The sequence below is a fragment of the Mesorhizobium sp. P2_E9 genome (assembly GCF_056403815.1).
In genome coordinates this window covers 1-20111 of record NZ_JBFUET010000008.1, presented here as the reverse complement: position 1 = coordinate 20111, position 20111 = coordinate 1, and the positions used below count along the sequence as shown (strand labels likewise).

Here is a 20111-nt window from a genome sequence, read left to right as displayed (position 1 = left end):
ATCGCTACACATCATCAGCACTTTCCTCGGCTTCGGCTTTTTCCGCTTCGACCTGCTCTTCGATGACCTTCGGCAGCTTGGCCAACGGCCGCCCAGCAAAATAGTCTTCAACCCGTGTCGTCAGAAATTCGGGGGTCATGGGGCTTTCTGCTAATTTGATCGTGAAAGCCCTGCCTGGATGAAGAACGTCCCATGGCGATCTGAACTGAGTTGCGCGGCGCTTGCCCGGATCTTTATTCCCGAAACCATCCAATGCCCGGTTCCACACCGGCTTGAAGGTGTCAATTAGCATATTTTCACCGAGCGGAATCCAGATGTCATCGACTACCAGATAACGAACGAGGAAGTCGGAGAGGTCGATATTCGTCGCCTGATCAATCGACGACGCATGCTGTGCGAGGCGCTCGGCTAATGCCTTTCCTTTTGAGGCGTCTGCGGTCACGCCGCCTTTGCGCCCACCTTTGGGAATGGCCTTTCCTACATATATGGGCTGCTTGAACTCCCCATTCTTGTTGCCGTCCGTCACCGGGACATAGGCAGGAAAGCTTCCCACATAATAGATCACATAAACCCCGGCACCCTTTACGTCCGTTAGCTCGGAAAACGGTACTGGAGGGCGGCCCAAAAGCTCGAACTCGATGCTTCGCGCCAAATTGATCTTATCTAGAGGGTTGTAGGGGCTTCCTGTCACGCTGCGGTCCTCGGCAAATGGCTGGCGACGCCTTCACCGACCACCCGCGCGAGAGCAACAGGAACGGCGTTTCCTAGCTGGCGCATTGTCTCCGACCACGACCCGTGAAACAGGAAGTTGTCTGGAAAAGTTTGTAGGCGCGCACTTTCCCGAACCGTGAAATATCTTACCGACCCGTTCGGGCGCACAAGCATATTTTCGCCGCCCGGAACGCCGTGCACTCCCGCTTTGAGTGTCTTGGCGGGCTCGTCCAACGCGCTCCCGGTGTGGCCCTTGTATGATCGAGCACCAGCTTGCAAGCGATGGTTCAAGAATTTCTCGCTACCCCGCACATCGAATTCGGGGTCAGGCAAACCAACCAGGGCATCGCGAGTAGTGCGCCACGGCTGTAATTGTCCTCGCTCTTCGGGGTCATAGCTCCTGCTACGGCCAGCGTTGACCGGGCGATCCCTCCAGGCGACCTTATGTCGGTCCCAATAATCGCCCTGCTCCTGATCCAACAATAAAGCTTCCTTGGAATGCGTCGGCAGCGGGAAGTGCCAGCTCACGCCCAGATCTTCTCTAAACCCCACGAAGAAAACACGCTCTCGCTTCTGTGGCACTCCATAATCGGCCGCATTCACGATCTGCGTCACGACGCGATAATTCAAACCTGCCCGGCTCCCGCTCGTATGGTGCTGCTCCATGCGTGCTAGGTGATCGCCCCATTCTTCGCCGCGGCGAGATTTGATCTCGGGGTGTTCCAACTGAAGCCGAATGTACTCAAAATAATTTCGGAAGGCGGCCCGCGTCAGGCCCTTCACGTTCTCGAACACGAAGGCTTGCGGCCTGCTCTCGCGAACGGCCCTAATTGCCTGAGGAAACATGTCGCGAGCGTCATCGTAGGCGCCGTGCTTCCCTCCAAGAGAAAACGGCTGGCAGGGGGGGCCACCAGATACAAGACGAACCTTCCCCTCGTATGGCTTGAAGTCCACCGCGCGAACGTCGCCCTGCGTAACTTTCCAATTCTTTACCGCGTGAATGCCGCGACCTTTGTTTTCTCGAATGGTATCGCAGCAATAAGAATCCCATTCGATCACATTTACCGGCCGAAATCCGGCCTCATGCAGACCAATTCCAAGACCACCAGCACCCGCGAAAAGTTCAATTGATTTCATCATGCAAGAATGACTCGATTTTAGACTTCAGGGAAGCGTGACCTTTAAGTTCGCATTCCCATATCACGAGGAATTTCCAGTTCAGGGCCCGAAGCTCGTCCTGATTCTTTCGATCCCTTTGCGCGTTGGCCTCAAGCTTGGGCATCCAAAACTCTTCGCGCGATTTGGGAAGTCTCGCAAGTTTGCAGGCCGAATCGTAGTGACGATGCCAGAAGCATCCATGCACGAAAATCAACTTTCGTCGCGAGGAGAAAACGAGATCCGGCCGTCCAGGCAGATGCTTTTGATGAAGGCGATAACGATACCCCATCTGGTGGACCATACGGCGCACCACCAGTTCCGGGCCGGTATCTTTCCCTTTGATCAGGGACATGCGTTCCGAACGCGCCGACGTAGTTAGTGTATCGGTCATGGGGTCACCGCAGCAGCCCTCGATCTGTAGGCTTGGTCTCTAATCGACATAGTCAAACAAAGCCGGTCTTCCGTTCCATGGATAGAACAAACGCCTTCCGTCCCAATAAGATACCCGCCCGTCGTGCATAGCTCGCTTCGCACGCCAAACGGTATCTGGTGCATGCATTTTCAGGCTCGTCTCGTCGAGAAGCGGAATCTCGGTGCCGCGCTGCCCATAGCCATCGTCGGTAACGACTTTTGATGGCAAGCGCATCAGGAGAGCTGCGTGTTTGGTTTCTTTGATGATAAGCGCGAATTCGTTCACGACCATGTTGTACCCACCACTGGCACCAACGATCCTCGGATCGACCTTATCTTTGAGGCTGCGGACAAGGGCTTGGACGCTGTTCGCGGAAACGAGGGAAGACTTGTCTTTGATTGTGATGGCAGCCGCCGCCGCACACCACTCCGCGACGTCGGTCGATGTCTTTAATTGCAGGGTTCCCGATGTTCGCTCTGCGAAGCGTTTTGCCACCGGCTCGTAGTTTGAAGTCGTAACGAAGATGCTTCGGTCCGCTTTCTCCACGGTAGCGACGCCGTGCAATGCGGCAACGGCTTCAAGCTTGATCTTCCGCCGTGGCGCATATCGTTTCGCTTGTACGAGCGTGAGCATGTCACCGATCGGGTCACGCTGCAGCAGTCTAATGTCTATGCCCCCGTCACCACGTCCCGGCCCAAGTTCCGCAGTAAAGCCATGATTCTGAAATATGCGAAATAAGAGAATTTCGAAATCGCGCCATGGCAAGCGGCTGAGGTCATGAGGCTTCTTCGCAAAGTGACTGTAAAGCTCTTCATATACGTCGGCGCAGTCTGACTGGATCAAGCTGCATATCCACTGCCAATTGAAATGGGACTGGAACGACTGAGAGAGCGCCTCATCCGATGCGTAGAATTCTATTGTTGTGCCATCGCGCTGCTCAAAGTCGAACCCTTGCTTGGTCACCAACTCCGCAAATTCTTCGTAGCTTCCGTCATCCTCGTAGAAGCCGTTAAAGATGCCGTGCAGCGGGCCTTCGAACCAAAACATCGAGACGACCGGCGGAGTTTGCGGTTCAGCATCGACATGCCGTGAGTATGTTGAGAAACCGCAATCGAACCAGAGATCCTTCGCGGTAGCCCATTTCTGTATGGCGCTCTCAAGTGCGGCGATACGGGCGTTTAATACATTGTCGGGAAAAAGAGAATCCGATGGCATGACCACAGAATACACGACCATGAGAGCTGATGTAACTCTGGCCTAGAAGCGCATCCAGCAGCGAGATGCTGGCGGCATCCAACCGGCGGACGGTTGGTCAGGGTAAGGGGCAGGAACGCCCCCTAGTCGTCTCCATGCGCGAAAGCCTGGTGCGAGGTTCCAAGGGCGTGACCTGCCACTGAGAATTTCCTCCATCTGAGATTAGAGTCCGGCCCTTGATCGAAGGACGGACTGATGAAGAGAAAGCGGTTCACGGAAGAGCAGATCATTGCGGTTCTGCGCGAGCACGAGGCGGGAGCGAAGGCGGGCGATTTGGCTCGCAAGCACGGGGTCTCGGAGGCGACGCTGTATAATTGGAAGGCGAAGTATGGCGGGATGGACGTGTCCGACGCCAAGCGGCTGAAGGCGCTGGAAGACGAGAACGCCAAGCTGAAGAAGCTGCTCGCCGATCAGATGCTGGAAGCCTCGGCGCTGCGCGAGCTTCTGTCAAAAAAATGGTAGGGCCCGCCGTTAAGCGCGAAGCCGTCGCGCATCTGCAGGCCGTCATGGGCTTGTCGGAGCGTCGGGCCTGTTCCTTCGTCGGCGCCGATCGCAAGATGATCCGCTACCAGTCCCGGCGTCCGCCCGAGACGGAGCTGCGTGGCAGGTTGCGCGACCTCGCCAACGAGCGCCGACGCTTTGGCTACAGGCGGCTGTTCATCCTGCTCAGGCGCGAGGGCGAGGCATCTGGGGTCAACCGCATCTATCGTCTCTACCGCGAGGAAGGCCTGACGGTGCGCAAGCGCCGGGCAAGGCGGCGAGCGGTCGGCACGCGGGCGCCAATCCTGGTCGAGGCAAAGCCGAACGCGCGCTGGTCGCTGGATTTCGTGCATGACCAGTTCGCCTGCGGCCGGAGGTTCCGCGTGCTCAACATCGTCGACGACGTGACGCGCGAATGCCTGGCCGCGATCCCGGACACCTCGATCTCCGGCCGTCGGGTTGCCCGTGAACTGACGGAACTGATCACCCACCGCGGCAAGCCGGGCATGATCGTCTCCGACCACGGCACCGAGTTTACCTCGAACGCCATCCTCGCCTGGTCGAAGGATTGCAGGATCGAATGGCACTACATCGCGCCGGGCAAGCCGATGCAGAACGGTTACGTCGAGAGTTTCAACGGCCGGATGCGCGACGAGCTGTTGAACGAGAGCCTGTTCTTCGGTCTCGACCACGCCCGAAGCGCCATCGCCGAATGGAGGGAGGACTTCAACACCGCCAGGCCACATTCCTCGCTCGGCTACCAGACCCCGGCAGCCTATGCCGAGGTCATCACCGCAACCGGCTCCGACGCTGTGCTGATGGAAGGCTCCGCGCCTCCGCCGGTTGCTCAACCCGCGCCACAAGGCGTAACAAAACGGTCGAGGCTCTAATCGCAGCTGGATGACAGTTCAGTGGCAGGTCAGGCGGCATACGCTCTTGGTCGCGATCCAACGGCGATGACGGTGGTCTGGGTGGGGCCTTGAAGAGGGGGAGGAACGCCCTTCCAGAGAGTAAGGGCCAACGCCTGCCGGATTTAAAGCTTCACCGGCCACTGCGCGAAGTCCGGCAATATGAATGGTCCAGTGCCACTCGGCCCCGTAGGGCTATCGGAACCGACCCCATGTGCAGGCACTTCGTCGTTAATATCGATGGTCATTCACAAGAGGTTCGCTCGCCTCACCAGACAGATATGTAGCGAAGGGAGCGTTTCGCCTCATATCCAGCGAGGATGGTTGGCGCCCTGGGCGTGTTCCTCGTCGGCCTGCCGGTTGGTGGCATTGTTGGTGCTGGCGTAGACGGACAACGGCTCCGACTTGCTGTCACGGCGCATGTCGATGATAGCAAAAGAACGTCTCCTCAATAGTGGGTCTTACGACGTAGCGGTCTCCCGCTACCAACATCACGTTAAGTATCTGAGATAGCGAGACAATATCAGTTATGCGGTAGCGCCTGTGGTCGAAATTGTTCAATGATTCCAACGCTGGCGTCATTGGATTTCACTCGCATGCAGCCTCTCAGCAATTCGACTGACGCCCAGCGATAGGCTCGTCGTTGGCTTCACGCGCGGACGTACTATACCCTTCACCACTTTGGCACCCGGTCAAACCGCTCTGGTCGGCAAAGCCGGCCTCGGCGATTGCATGCGAAGTTCGGCGGCCCAATAGCTCCCGGTAGCCTATGTAGAGACAGAGACGAGGTTAGATGAATCGGCAACCGCGACGTCTCGACCTTTGTCGATCAAAAGCCGTGGCGGTTCAGTTGCAGTCGTCGCGGTCAGTAATCCATCCTGGCAACAGAGCGGATCTGGCTGCGGCTCTTCGGCATGCGTTCATCGAAACTATCGAGCGATTGTAGCGCCTGGAACGCTTTCCCGAGCGCGGCGATGGCCTCGGCACGTTCTCGCAAGGTCTGTCGCTCGCCTGGTTTGAGATCTTTGTAGGATGACGGTTCGTAGTCGGTTGCGATCTCTCCGTATCCAAGCGAGCCCGGTTCGGGTGCTTCAGCGTAGGCGTCCGCAAATTGCCGCAGCATCTCGTCAAGCGCGCGGACTTCGACCAGATAGCGGCGCCACTTGTGTTCGTTGAGTTCGAAATCGCTGTTGATCAGGTCGCCGGCACGTTCGCCGAAGCCGGTAAGCCGGTCGATGCGTTCCGGCGGCATGTCCAGATTGAGGCCGCCTTCCTCAGGCTTGAGGTTGACCGTCGCGATCCGTTCGCGATAGCCGGCGAGGATGGACTGGAGCGAATCCTGCCAATCCTTGGCGCTGTCAAAGAGGGCGAACACGAAGGCGATCAATCCGGAAAATCCTCGGGTTGGAAGGAGTTGTCCCTGTCCCGCTTTTGTCGGGAGGAATACCCGGGTTTCTTCGGTGTTTTCCGGCTTCTCCCGCCGATGGTCATATTCCCCGAGTGAGATGCCGAAGGTCGGACGCGACGGCAGGAAGCGGTCGAAGAAATGCACCGGAAAATTCGACGACAGTCCACCATCGGAGAACAGGCAACGCACCAATCTGTCCTGTTCGGGAACGCCGACCAGCGTATAGTCGATTCTGTAGAGCGGCACCGCAGAGATCAGCGCCGGGAAGCTGAGGCTCATTCGTGCGAGAACCACGAGCGGAAGATTATCGATCTTGAACGGATAGAGGTCGCTTGATCCCTCCTTTGGCGTCGTCAGCATCGCGTCGACGACGCGAGCCGGAAAAAGCGACCGGAACTCCCGCTCGGAAAAGTGGTGAAGGTTATTCTCCATCGGCAGCACGTAGGGGCGGTGCGATGTGATGTCGGTGGTCACCGTCTGCACCTTGATCTCGCGGGATTGAAGATCCTTGACCCCAAGCGGTGCGCCGGTGGCCGAACGCCCGGCGACGAGATCGATCGTGTCGGCGAGCCACTCGGTCAGGGCGGGATGGCCGGCCGGCATGTAGGGTTGGGTCATTCCGTTGCAGAGGCCGTAATTGGCCTCCGGGAGCCTGTGAGCGACATCGCGGGCGGCGACAAAAGCGGCCGTGGCGGCCGGCAGGAGAACGAGCAGGAACACGAACAGCAAGAGAACGAGCAGCGCCGCTAGCACGGAATGCCAGGTGAACGGGATCATGATGGCGACAATGATCGCAGGGACGGCACCCAAAAGCGCTGGCACCGGGTAGCCCTTAAAAAGCGCGAAGACCGTGCCCGCGATGCTTTTCGACATCGCCGCCAGCATCAGATTGAAGACCGGACGAAGCTCTTGGCGAGGTTGGAATTTCTCCAGGAGCGTCGCCGACAACTGCTTTGGAAGCGCCTCGATCTTTTCAAATCCGCCGTTCGCGCGTCCGTATTCGGCCGCAGCCGTAACGACGGCGGCAATGGCACCGGCCGACGTGCCCCCGATACTACGGAAGCGGTACTTGTGCGAGAGTTTCACGACGGCCTTCGGATAAACCACCCCGCTGGTGATCCCGCCTTTCAAGACGAGGTCGCAGCTCCTTTCAGGCGCGCTCATGTCCCATCTCCCTCAGTTGGTTTTAAGCGTCTTCGACCAAGCCTTCACGAGGCTCGAATAGGGCTGGTCCGGCTCCGCCATCGCGCGGATCTCGTCCAGGATCTGGTTGACCAGGAGATCGAGCCGCGCGCCCATCGTCTTGTTCTTCTTATCGCGGCTGGCAAGCAGCGCCTCCGAAATCTTGCCGATCTCGTCGATCAACCGGCTCAGGAAATCGAGTTTGCGCAGGATCCGCGTTCGTTCCTGGACCAATCCGAGGCGGTTCAGGCCATAGACATGGATCGATGTCAGGCCACGCCGGGAGGGGACGTTATCCTTGAATGCCGGAAGAACGAGGCCGAGGGGGTCACCGCGGTCGATGTGGAACACCAGGTGCTCTTCCGGATCGTCCACACAGGGGTTGACCAGGTCGGGTTGCTCGTCGATGCCGGGAAAGTCCGCCGTCGCCCTGTCCGCGCCGGCGATCGGAAACAGATCCTGCTTGCCAAGCGATGCCTTGACCCCTTGCATCTCGGGTGCCGACAGCAGTTGCGCGAGGCTTACCGGGAATTTAGGCAAATCCTGCCAACGCCGGCGATTGCAATCGATGCAGCTCGGCAGCAGGTTGTCCCATACCATGGCGAGCCACCAGTAGCCGGGATGATTGGCAACGCCGGCGATGCGTCCCTTCGGCCGGTAATGTTCGACATCGACCGGTGCTTGGTTGGCATATCGGCTTTCGCAATAGGCGCATTTGCCGAAGAACAGCTTCTCGAGCGCGTATTTGACCGCTTCGTCGGAATAGGCGCTAAAATCGAACGTCTTTTCCTTTTTCTTCTTCTCCCTTGCTTTCGTGGCTGGAGCCAGCGCGCCGGCGGTCGCTCCCGCAGCTTCAGCCTTTGCCTCGAAGAAGATCTTCGCCTTCGCCAATTCCTTGCCGCCGCGGCTCTTGTCGCCGACAAGGACAGCCGGCGCCGAAACCAGGGTCCGATCGACGCGCCGCATCAGATGCCCTCCAGGACGGCCAGGATACGACGCTTCGTTTCATCGCGCAGGTCCTCGCGTGGCCTACCGGCTAGGTTGCGTCGCTTGACGAGATAGTCGGCAACGGCCTCCTGCACTAGGCGGGCAGCCTCGCTCATCCCGACCGGAAGAGCATCCACCACCTGCCTGCGGAGCGCGTCCATAGCAGCCCTGACGATCTGGTCCGGCGCACCCCCGTCCTTCTTTGCGAGATAGTCGCCTAGCTTTGCGAGGCTTGCCTCGATCTCGGGGTCGTCGGTGGAAAACAGGCTGAACAGGTCCGAGGTGAGGAGTTGCTCGACGGTCAGCGCAGACACCTTCGGCAACTGGGTTAGGCGATCGACGATGAGGGGGATCTGGCCGCTGGGGAGCTGCCTGGCGACCTTGCTCAACACCACCACTTCCCCGTCGCGCATTCCTCTGAGGCACAACGGATCATGGGTCGTGACGATGAAGGTTATTGACGGCAATGCGGTGCGCAGGCCCTTCATGATGTGAATCTTCCAGCGCGGGTGGAGATGGGCCTCGACCTCGTCGATCAGCACGATCCCCTCCACCGAGGTCAGCTTCGTGAAGCTCGGATTGATGTTGCGATCCATGAGCCATCGCATGATGTCGCAGGACAAAGCCAGAATGGTACGGAAGCCCGACGAGACGTTCGAGAGCGGGGTTCTGCTCTTCTTGCCGGACGCATCGATCTGCATCTCAACGAAGCATCTCCGCTTGGCCTCGTCGCGATAGATGACGTCTATCTCTTCGGCCGCCCCGAAGATCACGCCCAGGGCCTGGACGACGGCCCGGTACTCGGTCGGCTGCAGGCCGAGAAGCCATTCCTCCGGATTGCTAAGAAGGCTGTCGGTATGGAACAGACTGAGCACCGGTCGCGACGGTTTCCAGGCATGCAAGTCGCGCACGTAGTGACGGTAGGCGCCGTAGCCGAAGACCAAGGGCAATCCCTTCTCGCCGATTTGAGAATAGCCCTTGGCACCGACCGTGAGTGTCGAGACCTGTCCATTGTCGAACTGAAGCCGAACCTTGGCCGATCGCTTTTGCGGCAGGTCCTCCGCACCCATGAAGCTCGGGTTGAGCCTCAGGCCACCCGGTTCCTCCACCAGGTCTGGGCGCGCGTCGGCGCCGATGAGGGCAAGCGCGATCGCCTCCAGGATGGAGCTCTTGCCAGCAGCGTTTTCGCCAAGGATCAACAGTGCCTGCGCCATGCGTTCGTTCGAGTCTGGTGCAGCAGGCAGCTTGATCGACAGCGTCTCGATCGCCTTGAAGTTCGTCAGCCGGATTTCTTTGAGGCGCGGGCGGGCTCCCGCGACGTCGGCTTCCTCGACAATATTGGCAGACGCGGTGATCGCCGCGATTTCTACGTCGCTGGCATCGATCTGGCGCCTGACGATTCGCCAGAGGCCGACGAATTCGTTGGTGTCGTTCGGCCCATCGCCTTCGAGTTTTGCATAGTCCTCGAGAGCCTGTTTTCGCCTGGCTCTCAATCGCGTCCGGTTGAGCCGAAAATGCTTGATCGTTTCCTGGCCCTTCCGACTTGCAGCTTCCAGCGCTCCGTCTTCGCGCGGGACGAGATGGCGGGCAATGTCATCGGCACAGGGATCGACGAGGAGGGGTGTCTCGTCGAGGTCTAAGTCAGGCCACGTCCCGTCGCCTTTTTTGACGAACCTTGCATATTCCTCCGGCGTCGGAATATGCGCCCTCTGTCCTTCGACCGGAAAGAAGGTGGTTCGTTTCGGCTTGCAGTCCCCGCAGATCGGATACAGATTGATCCAGGCATCCGACAGCCAGCCATAATAGAGATGGGAGTCGCGTGCCCGCCCGTCCTCCTCGCTGCCGACCGTTGGCTCGGCGTCGTTCATTGGCCTGAAGCGGTGCAGGGACATGCTCTTCGAAGCTTGTTCGCAGAACGCGCACTTTCCCAAGAACATGTGCGAAAGATCGCGCATGATCTCCCGTGGCTCAAGCTGCATGATCGGAACGCGGGTCTGTTCGCGTTTCATCGGATCCAACTGAAGATAATGGAGAAAGGATTGACGTCTCTCCATAGCAAGCGAGCCCCCCAAGGCCGCTGGCGGAATTGGTGCCCGCGCGACGTATCGCATGATCTACTCCAAGTGGTTCGGTGTCGGCACGTCAGGCTTCATTTTAGGCTAAAAGACGTTTCCTCGGCGGGCAGCGTTTCTACCCTTTAGAGCCAGGCCGATCATGTGAATATCACGAGACACTTGCAACCATATCGCTTAGTTCGAACAATAACTTGTCGCCTGCTGCGGCTCATAGCTGTGACTTGCCGCATCTAGTTGGGAGAGCAGCGGAGCTGCGATGTTACCTTCGGCTCAACGCCCCGCCTGTCGAAGCTCGATGACGACCGATAAGTTGCAATCTCAATCATCTATCTAGGCCTAATCGGCATCACGATCACGCCGCAAGCTCACGTGTCGTGTCTGCGGTATCATGCCTGCTTTCAGTGCACGTCTGACGTCGACGGGGTGACCGAAATGCGGTGCATCGCCTCCCGGCAGCATCGGAGCCAGAAGCCGACTGGCCGCTCCGGGGTCCGATTTTCGATAATGGACGTCCTGATAAGCTGAAAAGGGCAAGCGCCCGCCGCTCAAACGAGGAGTAGCTGCTCATAACGGTGAAACTCGACAGTGGTTGACCGTACCTTTTCGCACAGATCAGCCGTCCTCAAGGATAGTACTATCGAATGGGCAAAGGACATGCGCGATAAGCCTACTTCCCTTTCTTGGGCTTTGGAGTCGGCAAGGGCGTTGGAAAAATGTGGAGGGGGTCGCCGTCTGGGTTCGCTGTTGCTACGACGTCCTTGAAGATCTTTTCCAACTCTGAGTTGACCCGGATAGCCAATTTCGATGCCGACACCTGGCTGATGAATCTCTTTTTGAATTTCTCGTCTGCTGCCAACTTAGTCATCGCTTCAATGAATTCCGCAGCGTCGAACGATGCCATGTGATCCTCCTGTTGGCTTACTGTAGAAAACCTTAGTGGTCCGTCACGATTGTCGAGAGACGACGGAAGTCATCCTTGAAATTATCATCCTTTGCACGATCAAGATTTCGATTCCCTGTTTCTATCAACGGCTTAGCCCCAGGCAGGGCGAGACGTCCGAGCGCGTCCGTTACAATGGTCGACGGTGTGCTCGAGAGGCTCAGGTCAATGATAATAGTGTGGACATCCAGCCTGTAATTCTTGCTGGTCAGTCCTAAGCTTGCAAGCTTCCATCCCGTGCCTTCCGCATTGAAGCTGGTCGATGGAGATAGATCACCCTTGGTCCTTGTGGTGAAGGTTATCGTGTCGGTCATATGCGCGGTCTTCCAGTCGTCCTTGTCGCCGCCCAAATTTCCGGTTTGATTCTGAACGAGGAAGTCGTCGATCAAATTGTGCATCCGAAGCGCTCCAGTGCTTGGAAACAAGCGGTTGGTTGCACTGGTGTAACTCTTGTCTGGCAACTTCGACGCAGGCGTCACTCTGTTGAAATTCTTGCACAGTCCTTCCGGCGTCTTGATCCCCAAGGACTCAAAGGTGTCGAAAACGCGGAATTGCCGTTTGCCCTGTCGTGTACGCGTGCTGCCTATATCGATGCCAATCGTGTCGGTCCGGCTGGTGAATTCACCGAGAACGGAAGCTGACAACCCAGAATCGTTCTGGAGAGTGCCGTCCAAAGCAAAGTCATAGCTTATCAGAATATTACGATAGAATTTAAAAGCATCCCGTTCTTGCTTGGGCTCGATTTGATCGAGATTAAGCGCGTGAAAATTCTCCCGATTACTCAGCAGCCACGCCGCCATCTCAGAGCCGTCCATCCCGTCATATTGCACTTGCTTGCCATATGCTTTGAAACGATCAACAAGCCAGAGATCCTGAACCGCATATCGCGCGTCACAGCGGACTTGTGTCGCAATATCCCGGCTGCTGTAGCCCATAACGTCATCGGGCAACGGATAGGCCGCGCATCCACCAAGAATAGGCATGGCCAACCAAGCCCATCGAACTTTGCCCATATTTCCCCTGCCTCCCCAATCGGTCGTCTTACTGCGACCCTTAAAAAAATAATTTGATCCTCTTTTTCGAGAAAGTAAAATTGATTTTCTGCCCGTGCACCGATGGGTGCTACCGCTGCATTCTCCCGGCGAACTCGAAACCATAATCAGAGCGAAATTCTTACGGCCAATTATGGAGAAGAAGATCGTAAGCGATATTTAGCGAAAAGCCTCATGTTGACGACCGATGTCTAGGGCTGAGACTGAAGCGCAGATTAATGTCACGCTATACGCGTCTGATCCTGCCAAAGTCGATTTGCGCAACGGTTTTGGCGCCTGGGACTGAAGTAAGTCGAATGGAGTGGACCGCCGAAGGACGCGGAATCGTTCGATATTATGGTCAAATCAAAATTGTTGAGTGAATTTCAATTTCGAGACTCCGTAGTGTTTGACTAATAGTTTGGACTTGACCTAGCGGGAAAGCGAGGCTTGAATATGGTACTTTCTGGCATCAGGGACGAATTCGACCCTGCTTGGGGCCCTGCTTTGCATACTGCGGCATGCCGCGCCGACCCACTTCGGCTTTTAAAGATCCTTTCTGAGAGGTCTGGTGATGCCCCAAACGCTCAAGATTTACGATGTCGATCGCAAGACGATCGAGGCGACGCCCGGCGCCCGGGTTCTCGCCACTTACCCAGCTTTCGTCGTGGCGCAGGTCGATGACACGGCCGTCGACGCCGTCCGCCAAGGGCGGCTGACCGAGGACATCAGCGACCAATACGTCATCAATGGCGCCGATGGGGCTATCGACACGAACATCCCGCGCATCGCAGCGACGGGCGAGGCCAAGGCCCATCCCCGATATCGCGGCGCGCCGCCCCTGCCGCCGGGGCCGCATCACTATCTGGTTCAGTTCGTCGGCCCAATAAAAAAGGCCTGGCTTTCCGCTGTTCGCGGCGCCGGGGGTGAGATCGTCGCGCCGTGGTCGGGTTTCACCGTGGTCGTTCGTTTGGACCTCAAGTCCGTTTCCAAGGTGGCTGCTCTGCCTTCGGTGCGATGGATGGGCCACCTGCCCTATTCGGCGCGACTGTCGCCGCAGGCGACTGGCCGCAAAGAAGAAAAAACCGACCCGCTGACCCCGCGTTCGCAGTATCTGCCGGGTGCCTATGTGCTACAGTACTTCCGCAGAGACCTGGCGGAAAAGGCGCTACCCAAGGTTCGTCGTCTCGGCTTCGAGATTCTCGATTTCCCCCCGAAATCTCTCGTGATGATTGTGCGCGCCAAGGCTTCTGGCAAGGGCAAGGACAGCCGCCTTGAGGTGCGGTTGCGTGACTTGTCGCGCGTCCACGGCGTGCGGAACATCGCGCCGCAACCGATCCGACGCACGACCAATGACCAGGCTGCGGTGATCATGGGGTCGGCGGCCAGTCTGGCCGCGGCAAATGCCAACGGCCTTGGTCTCGCGGGCGCGGGCGAGATCATCGCGGTGTGCGACACCGGTCTCGACAACGGCGACCCCAAGACAATCCACCCGGATTTCAAAGGCCGCGTGGTCGCCATCAAGAGTTATCCCATGGGGGCTTCCTACGCTCCCTACGTCAAGAATCCCGGCAGCGATGATGGTCCAGCAGACCTTGATAGCGGACACGGTACGCATACTTCGGGCTCGGTACTTGGCGATGGCACCGGTAGCACAAACCTTCCCGGCTTGGTCGGCCCGGTCCGCGGACTTTCCTACAAGGCCAAATTGGTCTTCCAGGCTGTCGAACAGGAAATGAAGTGGAAGGATCCCAGCTTCAATGAAAAGCCCGGCCGCTACCTGCTGTCCGGTCTACCTGCGGACCTTAAGACACTCTTCGCCTGGGCCTATCAGCAGGGCGCGCGCGTTCACTCCAACTCCTGGGGCGGGGGCGATCCCGGCGCCTATGACGATCAATGCCAGCAGCTCGATCAGTTCGTTTGGGATCATCCCGATTTCTGCATCCTGTTCGCAGCCGGTAACGACGGCTCCGACCGAAACGGCGACGGCGTTGTCGATCTCGGAAGCGTCACCTCGCCGGGTACGGCCAAGAACTGCATCACTGTCGGAGCGAGCGAGAACAACCGTCCCGGTTCGCCGGGGACTTACGGAAAATATTGGCCTGACGACTATCCGAGCCCACCACTTCACAACGACCCGCTTGCGGACAATCCGAATCAGATGGTGGCTTTCTCGAGCCGGGGGCCAACAACTGACAAGCGGATTAAACCAGACGTCGTCGCGCCGGGCACTTACATTCTGTCGACACGCTCGCGCGTGGTGGCCTCCAACCAGTGGGGCTACGGTCGCTTCGGTTCGTCGACCCTTTACATGCTCGACAGCGGCACCAGCATGGCCACGCCATTGACGGCCGGCGCGGTGGGCGTCATCCGCGAATACCTGCGCAAGAAAGCCAACATCACCAGCCCGTCAGCCGCGCTTCTCAAAGCGACCCTGATCGCGGGTGCGGTCAGCCTAAACGGCGCTCAACGCCCCAATAACGACGAGGGACACGGGCGGGTGAACCTCGACGCGGTGCTCGCGCCTCGCCCGCCGCTGAGAAACCTTTTTTACGAGGGAGCCGGCCTCACGACCGGCAACCAATTGGAACGTATCCTGACCCTGGGTCCAGCCTCGGGTCCGCTTCGCGTGGTCCTTGCCTATTCCGATTTCCCGGGACCTCGCCTCGTCAACAACCTCAACGTGATCGTGACAGGACCCGATGGTGTAAACCACCTGGGCAATGCAGCCGCAGGAGCCACCCAGTTCGACGCTGCCAATAACGTTGAGGTCATCGACATCGGCGTGGCGTCCGCTGGCGACTGGCGCGTCCGGGTCGTGGCTTCGAACGTACCCAACGGTCCGCAACCCTTCGCGCTAGTCGTGATCGGGTCGGCGGTCTGGGCTGCTTGACCCGCCGGCGGTGGCATTCGTCGACTAAAGGGCGGATGTCCACTTCGTTCACGGGCGCTTAAGGGCTGATAAAATCAGGGCTGTTCCGCAAGGTAGGTGATGATGTCGACGGACGTGTATCGCTATGAGTTAACAGAAAAAGCCGGCGCCAATACCATTTGGATTCTGGTCGATGATCAGCCTGGTCCAACGACTGAGGAGGAAGGGGAGCCGACGTTACCTGAAGGACGGTCTCCTTGAATTTGGCGGCGGTCCCGGGAAGCACGACCAGAGGCGGCACGCGGTGACAGGAGGCTCCGGCTTTTGCAGTCAACGCAACCTCCATCGCGCTTATGTAAAATAAATATTGGAAAGGACCTTTACTTTAGCGCTTGCTTCTGAAGTATAATATGGAGCTATAAACCACGGTCTTTGCTCAACAGAGCGGCTGTGTAAAACATTCCGTCCGGCATTTGAGACGAACGAGGTCGGCATCGGCCTAGGTTCTATGGTGGCGCGCGTCTTTCTTGTGAGAGGGCAAGATGGTGCAGATCGTCAAGGCTACTGCAATCGTCAATAACGAAGTCGCCTTCCTGGCGTGGCGAACCGACCCTGATCCGATTCCGGACTGCCTTGGCTTCCACATTGTTCGCCAAATCCTGAAGGATGACAGCGACGACATTGTCGAAGAGCGGCCTCTTGCTGCATATGTTGCCTTCGACGGCCAATCCAATCCCGACTGGCAGGCGCAGAACACCACTGTCTGGCCGGTGCAGAAATTCAACTGGCGCGATCTCACGTTGCGACGCCGCCGTGATCAGGCAGGGCTGCGGCAGGAAAATGAGCGGCTGCGCTACAGTATCCGCCCGGTGGGACGCTTTCGGGCAGGACTGGACGAAGTCGTACCGGTGCCGAGCAGCCACAAGGACGCCAAGACCGGGCAGATCGTCGAGCATCACTACGAGGGTAAGCCCGTCCGGCTGGGCTATCTAGGGCCGGCAGCACTCACCAACATCGTTGTGGCTACGCGGCGCGTCGGTCCCTTCATCTCGACGTTCACCAACGGCATCCTGTCGACGCAGTTCCTGATCCGAGTCCTCGAGGAGGATGACGGCAAAATCGGACCCGGCGAGCTGGAAGTCCGTCTCCGTGACCCCGCCGACAAGCTACGACGCTACCTCGCAGGCGACGTGCCGACCACGATGACCGAGTTCCTGAGCCGGCCGGGCGGGCACTTCCATGCAGCGCTATACGAACTCGAGGACCGGCAACTTGTCGCCTTGCTAGAGACCGCGGCGCCGCGGATGCAGCTGATCCTTTCCGATGCTGGCAAGCGCGACGGCAAGGATGAAGCCACCGGCAAAGCGACCCACACCTACGACACCCGAAACGCCGATGCCCGTGCGGCCTTGCGGGCCATTGCCAGCAAGCCAGCCGCCAAGTTCATCATGCAGGACCGGCTCTTCAACGGCAGCGGTCATATCGGCCACAACAAGTTCGTGGTCTGGTCCGATGACCAAGGACCGAAGGCGGTGCTAACCGGATCAACGAACTGGACCTGGAGCGGCATCTGCGGCCAGAGCAACAACTGCATCGTCATCGAAGATGCCGGTGTCGCAGACGCCTATCTGAAGTACTGGCAGCGTCTCTTCGACAACCCTTTGCCCCAGCCCGCCAGGCCCTCCGACCCGAACCCCGGTGCGGACCAGGGAGACACTCTCAAGGAAAGCAATCTCAACCCTGTCACGGGCAATCTGGTCAACGGCGCAAGCTTCGAATGCTGGTATTCGCCCAATGTGCCAAAGAAGCAGCAACCGCCCTCGGCGAAGGCCAAGATCCAGCCCCCGCCCCCACCGGATCTGAGCCGACTGTTCTCTCTCATGCGCAAGGCGCGGAAGATCATCTTGTTCGCCGTGTTTCTTCCCTCGAAGGCCGGCGTGCATTCGATCATCTCGCAAGCCATCGACCTCGGCCTTGCCGACGCCAAGCTGGAGGTTGTTGGGGCGGTGTCCGATCCGTTGGCCTGGGGCTACCAGCCATCCGGCAAAGACGCGAACGGCAACCCTCTGGTGCCGGCATCTCCCTACATCATCCAGCAGGGCGGCGTGAACGTGGTCCGCGCCACAGCGCTGACCGACAAGGACATCGGCCGTCAGCTCGGGAACTTCGTGAATGATGAGATCCTAAGCGCCGGCAAGGCGATCATTCACGACAAGATCTTGGTGATCGACCCCCTGGACCCGGAAAACTGCCTTGTCGCGTTCGGCAGCCACAATCTGGGTTACAAGGCATCGTATTCGAACGACGAGAACCTGACTATCATTCAGCGCGACCCGGCGCTTGCTAAGGCTTACGCAACCCACGTGCTGGATGTGTTCGATCATTACCGCTTCCGGGCAGCCGAAGCCGAGGAATCAGCAGCCCTGAAGCGCAAAGGCCTTCCGGTGTCTGCAGACCCGGCAGAAGGGTTCCTGAAGACGAATGCCAGCTGGCAGGACAAGGCCGACAGGCGCATATCGGCGTATTTCGCGGAATAGGTTTTCGCGGCGATCCAACGTCCGCGAAGGCCAGCAGGATCATTCAGGAAGCAAGGGTTACCAAGGTTTGCCGCCATGGCCGACAGGCTGATTATGATTATCCGACACGCCGAAAAACCGGTTCCGGAACAGCCGGAACTCGGTGTCGATGAACTTGGCCAGGCCGACGACAAGTCGTTGACCGTGCGCGGCTGGCAACGTGCCGGCGCTCTTGCCCACCTGTTTTTCGATCCTCCGTCCCCGCTGCAGGTGCCGGTCACGATCGTTGCCTCGGCGCCGATCAAGAAAGACGGCAGCGGCATGCGAAGCCTGCGGCCAACACAAACCGTCGCGCCTCTGGCGCGCCGGCTGCAACTCGAACCCGACACCACCTTTTCCAAGGGTCAAGAGGAACAGGCGGGACCTCAGATCCTGCAGCAGCCCTTCCCCGTGCTCGTGTGCTGGCAACACGAGGCGATTCCGCGCCTGGCAGCTGCAATCGTCGCATCGGCCGCGATCGCCCCAGCAATGTGGGACGACGCGGACTACGACAGCATCTGGCTGCTGACTCTTTCCGAAGCCGACCGACGCTGGGCTTTCCAGAGCGAAAACCAGCGCCTCTTGGCGGGAGATAGGCCATGACATCGAATCCCGTGCCGACGGCCAAACCCGAGACCAAAACCTTTGGCGACTATGCGAAGTTCGTCCGCGACTGGATTGGGTTCCCAGCCGCGGTGATCACGGCGATCACCGCACTGTTCGTGCCGGCCAAAAACAATGCCCTCGCCCTCCTGCGCTTAGACGCGCCAACACTGTCCTTGGACTATCAATATGTCGATTACCTCAACCTTGGCCTGGACGACACTGCCATTGCGCTACAAGCCAACGAGGTCTTCGTCAGCGTCCCGGTGTACCACTACACCCTGACCAATGCAGGACCGACAGCGGCGACCGTCAGGCCGCAGATGACCTGTTCGACGGATAAGCTGAATGGCCACTTTAATCTGATCGATATAGCAACGACCAAGCGGCAGTTAAGTGATTTCAAGTTGTTACCTGCTGAATCAGTTTTCGTGAACATCGTGTTGTCTGAATCCGGAACTACCAAAGATGGGTACCCACCCGCCGAGAAGCCTTTCACCTGTGAGATGGCGTATGCCGACAAATATGGGTTTAAGAAGCTGGTTATGCCGTTTGACGACGGGCAGCCGAAGAAGGAAATGCCGAAGAAGGCCTTGAGCATTAACCCGCTCCTGTTGGGAGGTGTTGATGATCGAAGAATCGGGCTGAGGGAGCTTTATTGCCCCGACATGGTGCGTGGCCTCGATCTGGGCAGCGGCCCCATCGACTGCCTGTCCGACAAGCAGATTCTTGCAATCGAACCCATCTACCTATGGGAAGGCGCGCTGCAGCGGGTGTTGCGGCAGGCCAGCGATTTTCGGCAGGCGACGGCCGGAACGGCACCCCGGACCCCGGGCCTCATTCTGACGGGATTCGACAATCCGGATTGGGCGACCAAGACCGAGGAGATGTTGGGCACGCTGCATTCGTTCACGCCCGCACTATCTGTCTGGTTGTGTCCAGATAAGCCGCCCGGCCAAGACCAGAAGCCGCCGGCGAAGGTCGTCCTTGATGTCATTTGCAAGGAACACACCTTCCCAGCCCCGCCCTGACTTGCAGCCTGCGGTGCCACAGCGCTAACGGCTAACGTGGCGCTTGCAATTTAAGTGTACAGGCCCAACCGGCGTCCCCGCGCAAATCGGAGCGTCCTTAAGAACTGTGGCGATCAATCGTTCTCATCGCGCCGAAACAACTTGCGGCGCAAATGCTGCTCTTGGCGCAGGCAATCTGAGCTGCCGTGGAGCCTGCGGACCCTATCGGTGTGGCGCCTATTTTACTGCGCGGCCGCAAGCTATAGCGCGATTGGAATGTCTTCTGTGGATGGCTCCCGCATTGCAAGGGGTGATTTGACGTTTTTGACGATTGGGTCAGGTGCAGTCTTCTGTCCGGCCTGTTGATGCAGTCGTTCATGTTGACCGCTGGCCTTGATGGTATCCGCGAGTCAGGTCCCACTCTGCTTTGCGGGCAATGACGCCCACGACATTCGCACGGGTTATCCCAGCTCCCGGTATGACCGGTTCGCCATCACATCTCATCGCCCTTGCAACTGGTGAACT

Annotated in this window: 14 protein-coding genes and 1 pseudogene; 6 read left to right on the top strand and 9 right to left on the bottom strand. The window is 58.5% G+C overall.

Annotated elements, in window-relative coordinates:
- Positions 1-4: 4 nt before the first annotated feature.
- From AC1D05_RS15100 to AC1D05_RS15085, 4 genes are read right to left on the bottom strand one after another with little or no spacing between them, the layout of a single operon-like run.
- Complete coding sequence (locus tag AC1D05_RS15100; RefSeq protein WP_477441669.1) at positions 5-691, bottom strand: Eco29kI family restriction endonuclease; 687 nt, start codon at positions 689-691, stop codon at positions 5-7.
- Positions 688-1851: a DNA cytosine methyltransferase gene (locus AC1D05_RS15095; RefSeq protein ID WP_477441667.1), complete on the bottom strand. Its 1164-nt coding sequence runs from the start codon at positions 1849-1851 to the stop codon at positions 688-690. Before AC1D05_RS15095 ends, AC1D05_RS15100 begins: the two co-directional genes overlap by 4 nt.
- On the bottom strand, positions 1835-2260 hold the full coding sequence (locus AC1D05_RS15090) for a very short patch repair endonuclease (protein ID WP_477441665.1): 426 nt from the start codon (positions 2258-2260) through the stop codon (positions 1835-1837). The genes AC1D05_RS15095 and AC1D05_RS15090 overlap by 17 nt, the downstream gene beginning before the upstream one ends.
- Positions 2261-2299: 39 nt before the next feature.
- A complete protein-coding gene (locus AC1D05_RS15085) occupies positions 2300-3517 on the bottom strand; it encodes a restriction endonuclease (protein ID WP_477441663.1) in 1218 nt (405 codons plus the stop codon).
- Between the two features lie 213 nt (positions 3518-3730).
- On the opposite strand from AC1D05_RS15085, the pseudogene AC1D05_RS15080 reads away from it, so the two are divergent.
- Both AC1D05_RS15080 and AC1D05_RS15075 read left to right on the top strand, forming a co-directional pair.
- Positions 3731-3883, top strand: a pseudogene (locus tag AC1D05_RS15080) (transposase); the annotation flags it as partial.
- Positions 3850-4905, top strand: a complete 1056-nt coding sequence (locus AC1D05_RS15075) for an IS3 family transposase (RefSeq protein WP_477441661.1) — start codon at positions 3850-3852, stop codon at positions 4903-4905. The pseudogene AC1D05_RS15080 and the gene AC1D05_RS15075, both read left to right, overlap by 34 nt.
- Before the next feature lie 883 nt (positions 4906-5788).
- Here the strand turns inward: AC1D05_RS15075 and AC1D05_RS15070 are convergent.
- The 5 genes from AC1D05_RS15070 to AC1D05_RS15050 all read right to left on the bottom strand — a co-directional run bounded on the left by AC1D05_RS15070 (position 5789) and on the right by AC1D05_RS15050 (position 12528).
- Positions 5789-7495, bottom strand: a complete 1707-nt coding sequence (locus AC1D05_RS15070) for a patatin-like phospholipase domain-containing protein (protein ID WP_477441659.1) — start codon at positions 7493-7495, stop codon at positions 5789-5791.
- A gap of 12 nt (positions 7496-7507) precedes the next feature.
- Positions 7508-8479, bottom strand: coding sequence for an HNH endonuclease family protein (locus tag AC1D05_RS15065; RefSeq protein ID WP_477441658.1), 972 nt, complete (start codon positions 8477-8479; stop codon positions 7508-7510).
- Positions 8479-10611, bottom strand: coding sequence for an AAA family ATPase (locus tag AC1D05_RS15060; RefSeq protein ID WP_477441656.1), 2133 nt, complete (start codon positions 10609-10611; stop codon positions 8479-8481). Before AC1D05_RS15060 ends, AC1D05_RS15065 begins: the two co-directional genes overlap by 1 nt.
- A gap of 631 nt (positions 10612-11242) precedes the next feature.
- Positions 11243-11476: a hypothetical protein gene (locus tag AC1D05_RS15055; RefSeq protein ID WP_477441654.1), complete on the bottom strand. Its 234-nt coding sequence runs from the start codon at positions 11474-11476 to the stop codon at positions 11243-11245.
- Between the two features lie 32 nt (positions 11477-11508).
- Complete coding sequence (locus AC1D05_RS15050) at positions 11509-12528, bottom strand: hypothetical protein (RefSeq protein ID WP_477441652.1); 1020 nt, start codon at positions 12526-12528, stop codon at positions 11509-11511.
- Between the two features lie 592 nt (positions 12529-13120).
- Here AC1D05_RS15050 and AC1D05_RS15045 point away from each other — a divergent pair.
- From AC1D05_RS15045 to AC1D05_RS15030, 4 genes are all read left to right on the top strand, one after another.
- Positions 13121-15439, top strand: a complete 2319-nt coding sequence (locus tag AC1D05_RS15045; RefSeq protein WP_477441650.1) for a S8 family serine peptidase — start codon at positions 13121-13123, stop codon at positions 15437-15439.
- A 521-nt stretch (positions 15440-15960) separates the two neighbouring features.
- A complete protein-coding gene (locus AC1D05_RS15040) occupies positions 15961-17955 on the top strand; it encodes a phospholipase D-like domain-containing protein (protein WP_477441648.1) in 1995 nt (664 codons plus the stop codon).
- A gap of 75 nt (positions 17956-18030) precedes the next feature.
- Positions 18031-18576 carry a hypothetical protein gene (locus AC1D05_RS15035; RefSeq protein WP_477441646.1) on the top strand — a complete coding sequence of 182 codons (546 nt, stop codon included), beginning with the start codon at positions 18031-18033 and terminating at the stop codon, positions 18574-18576.
- Positions 18573-19607, top strand: a complete 1035-nt coding sequence (locus AC1D05_RS15030; RefSeq protein ID WP_477441644.1) for a hypothetical protein — start codon at positions 18573-18575, stop codon at positions 19605-19607. The genes AC1D05_RS15035 and AC1D05_RS15030 overlap by 4 nt, the downstream gene beginning before the upstream one ends.
- The last annotated feature ends 504 nt before the right edge of the window (positions 19608-20111 follow it).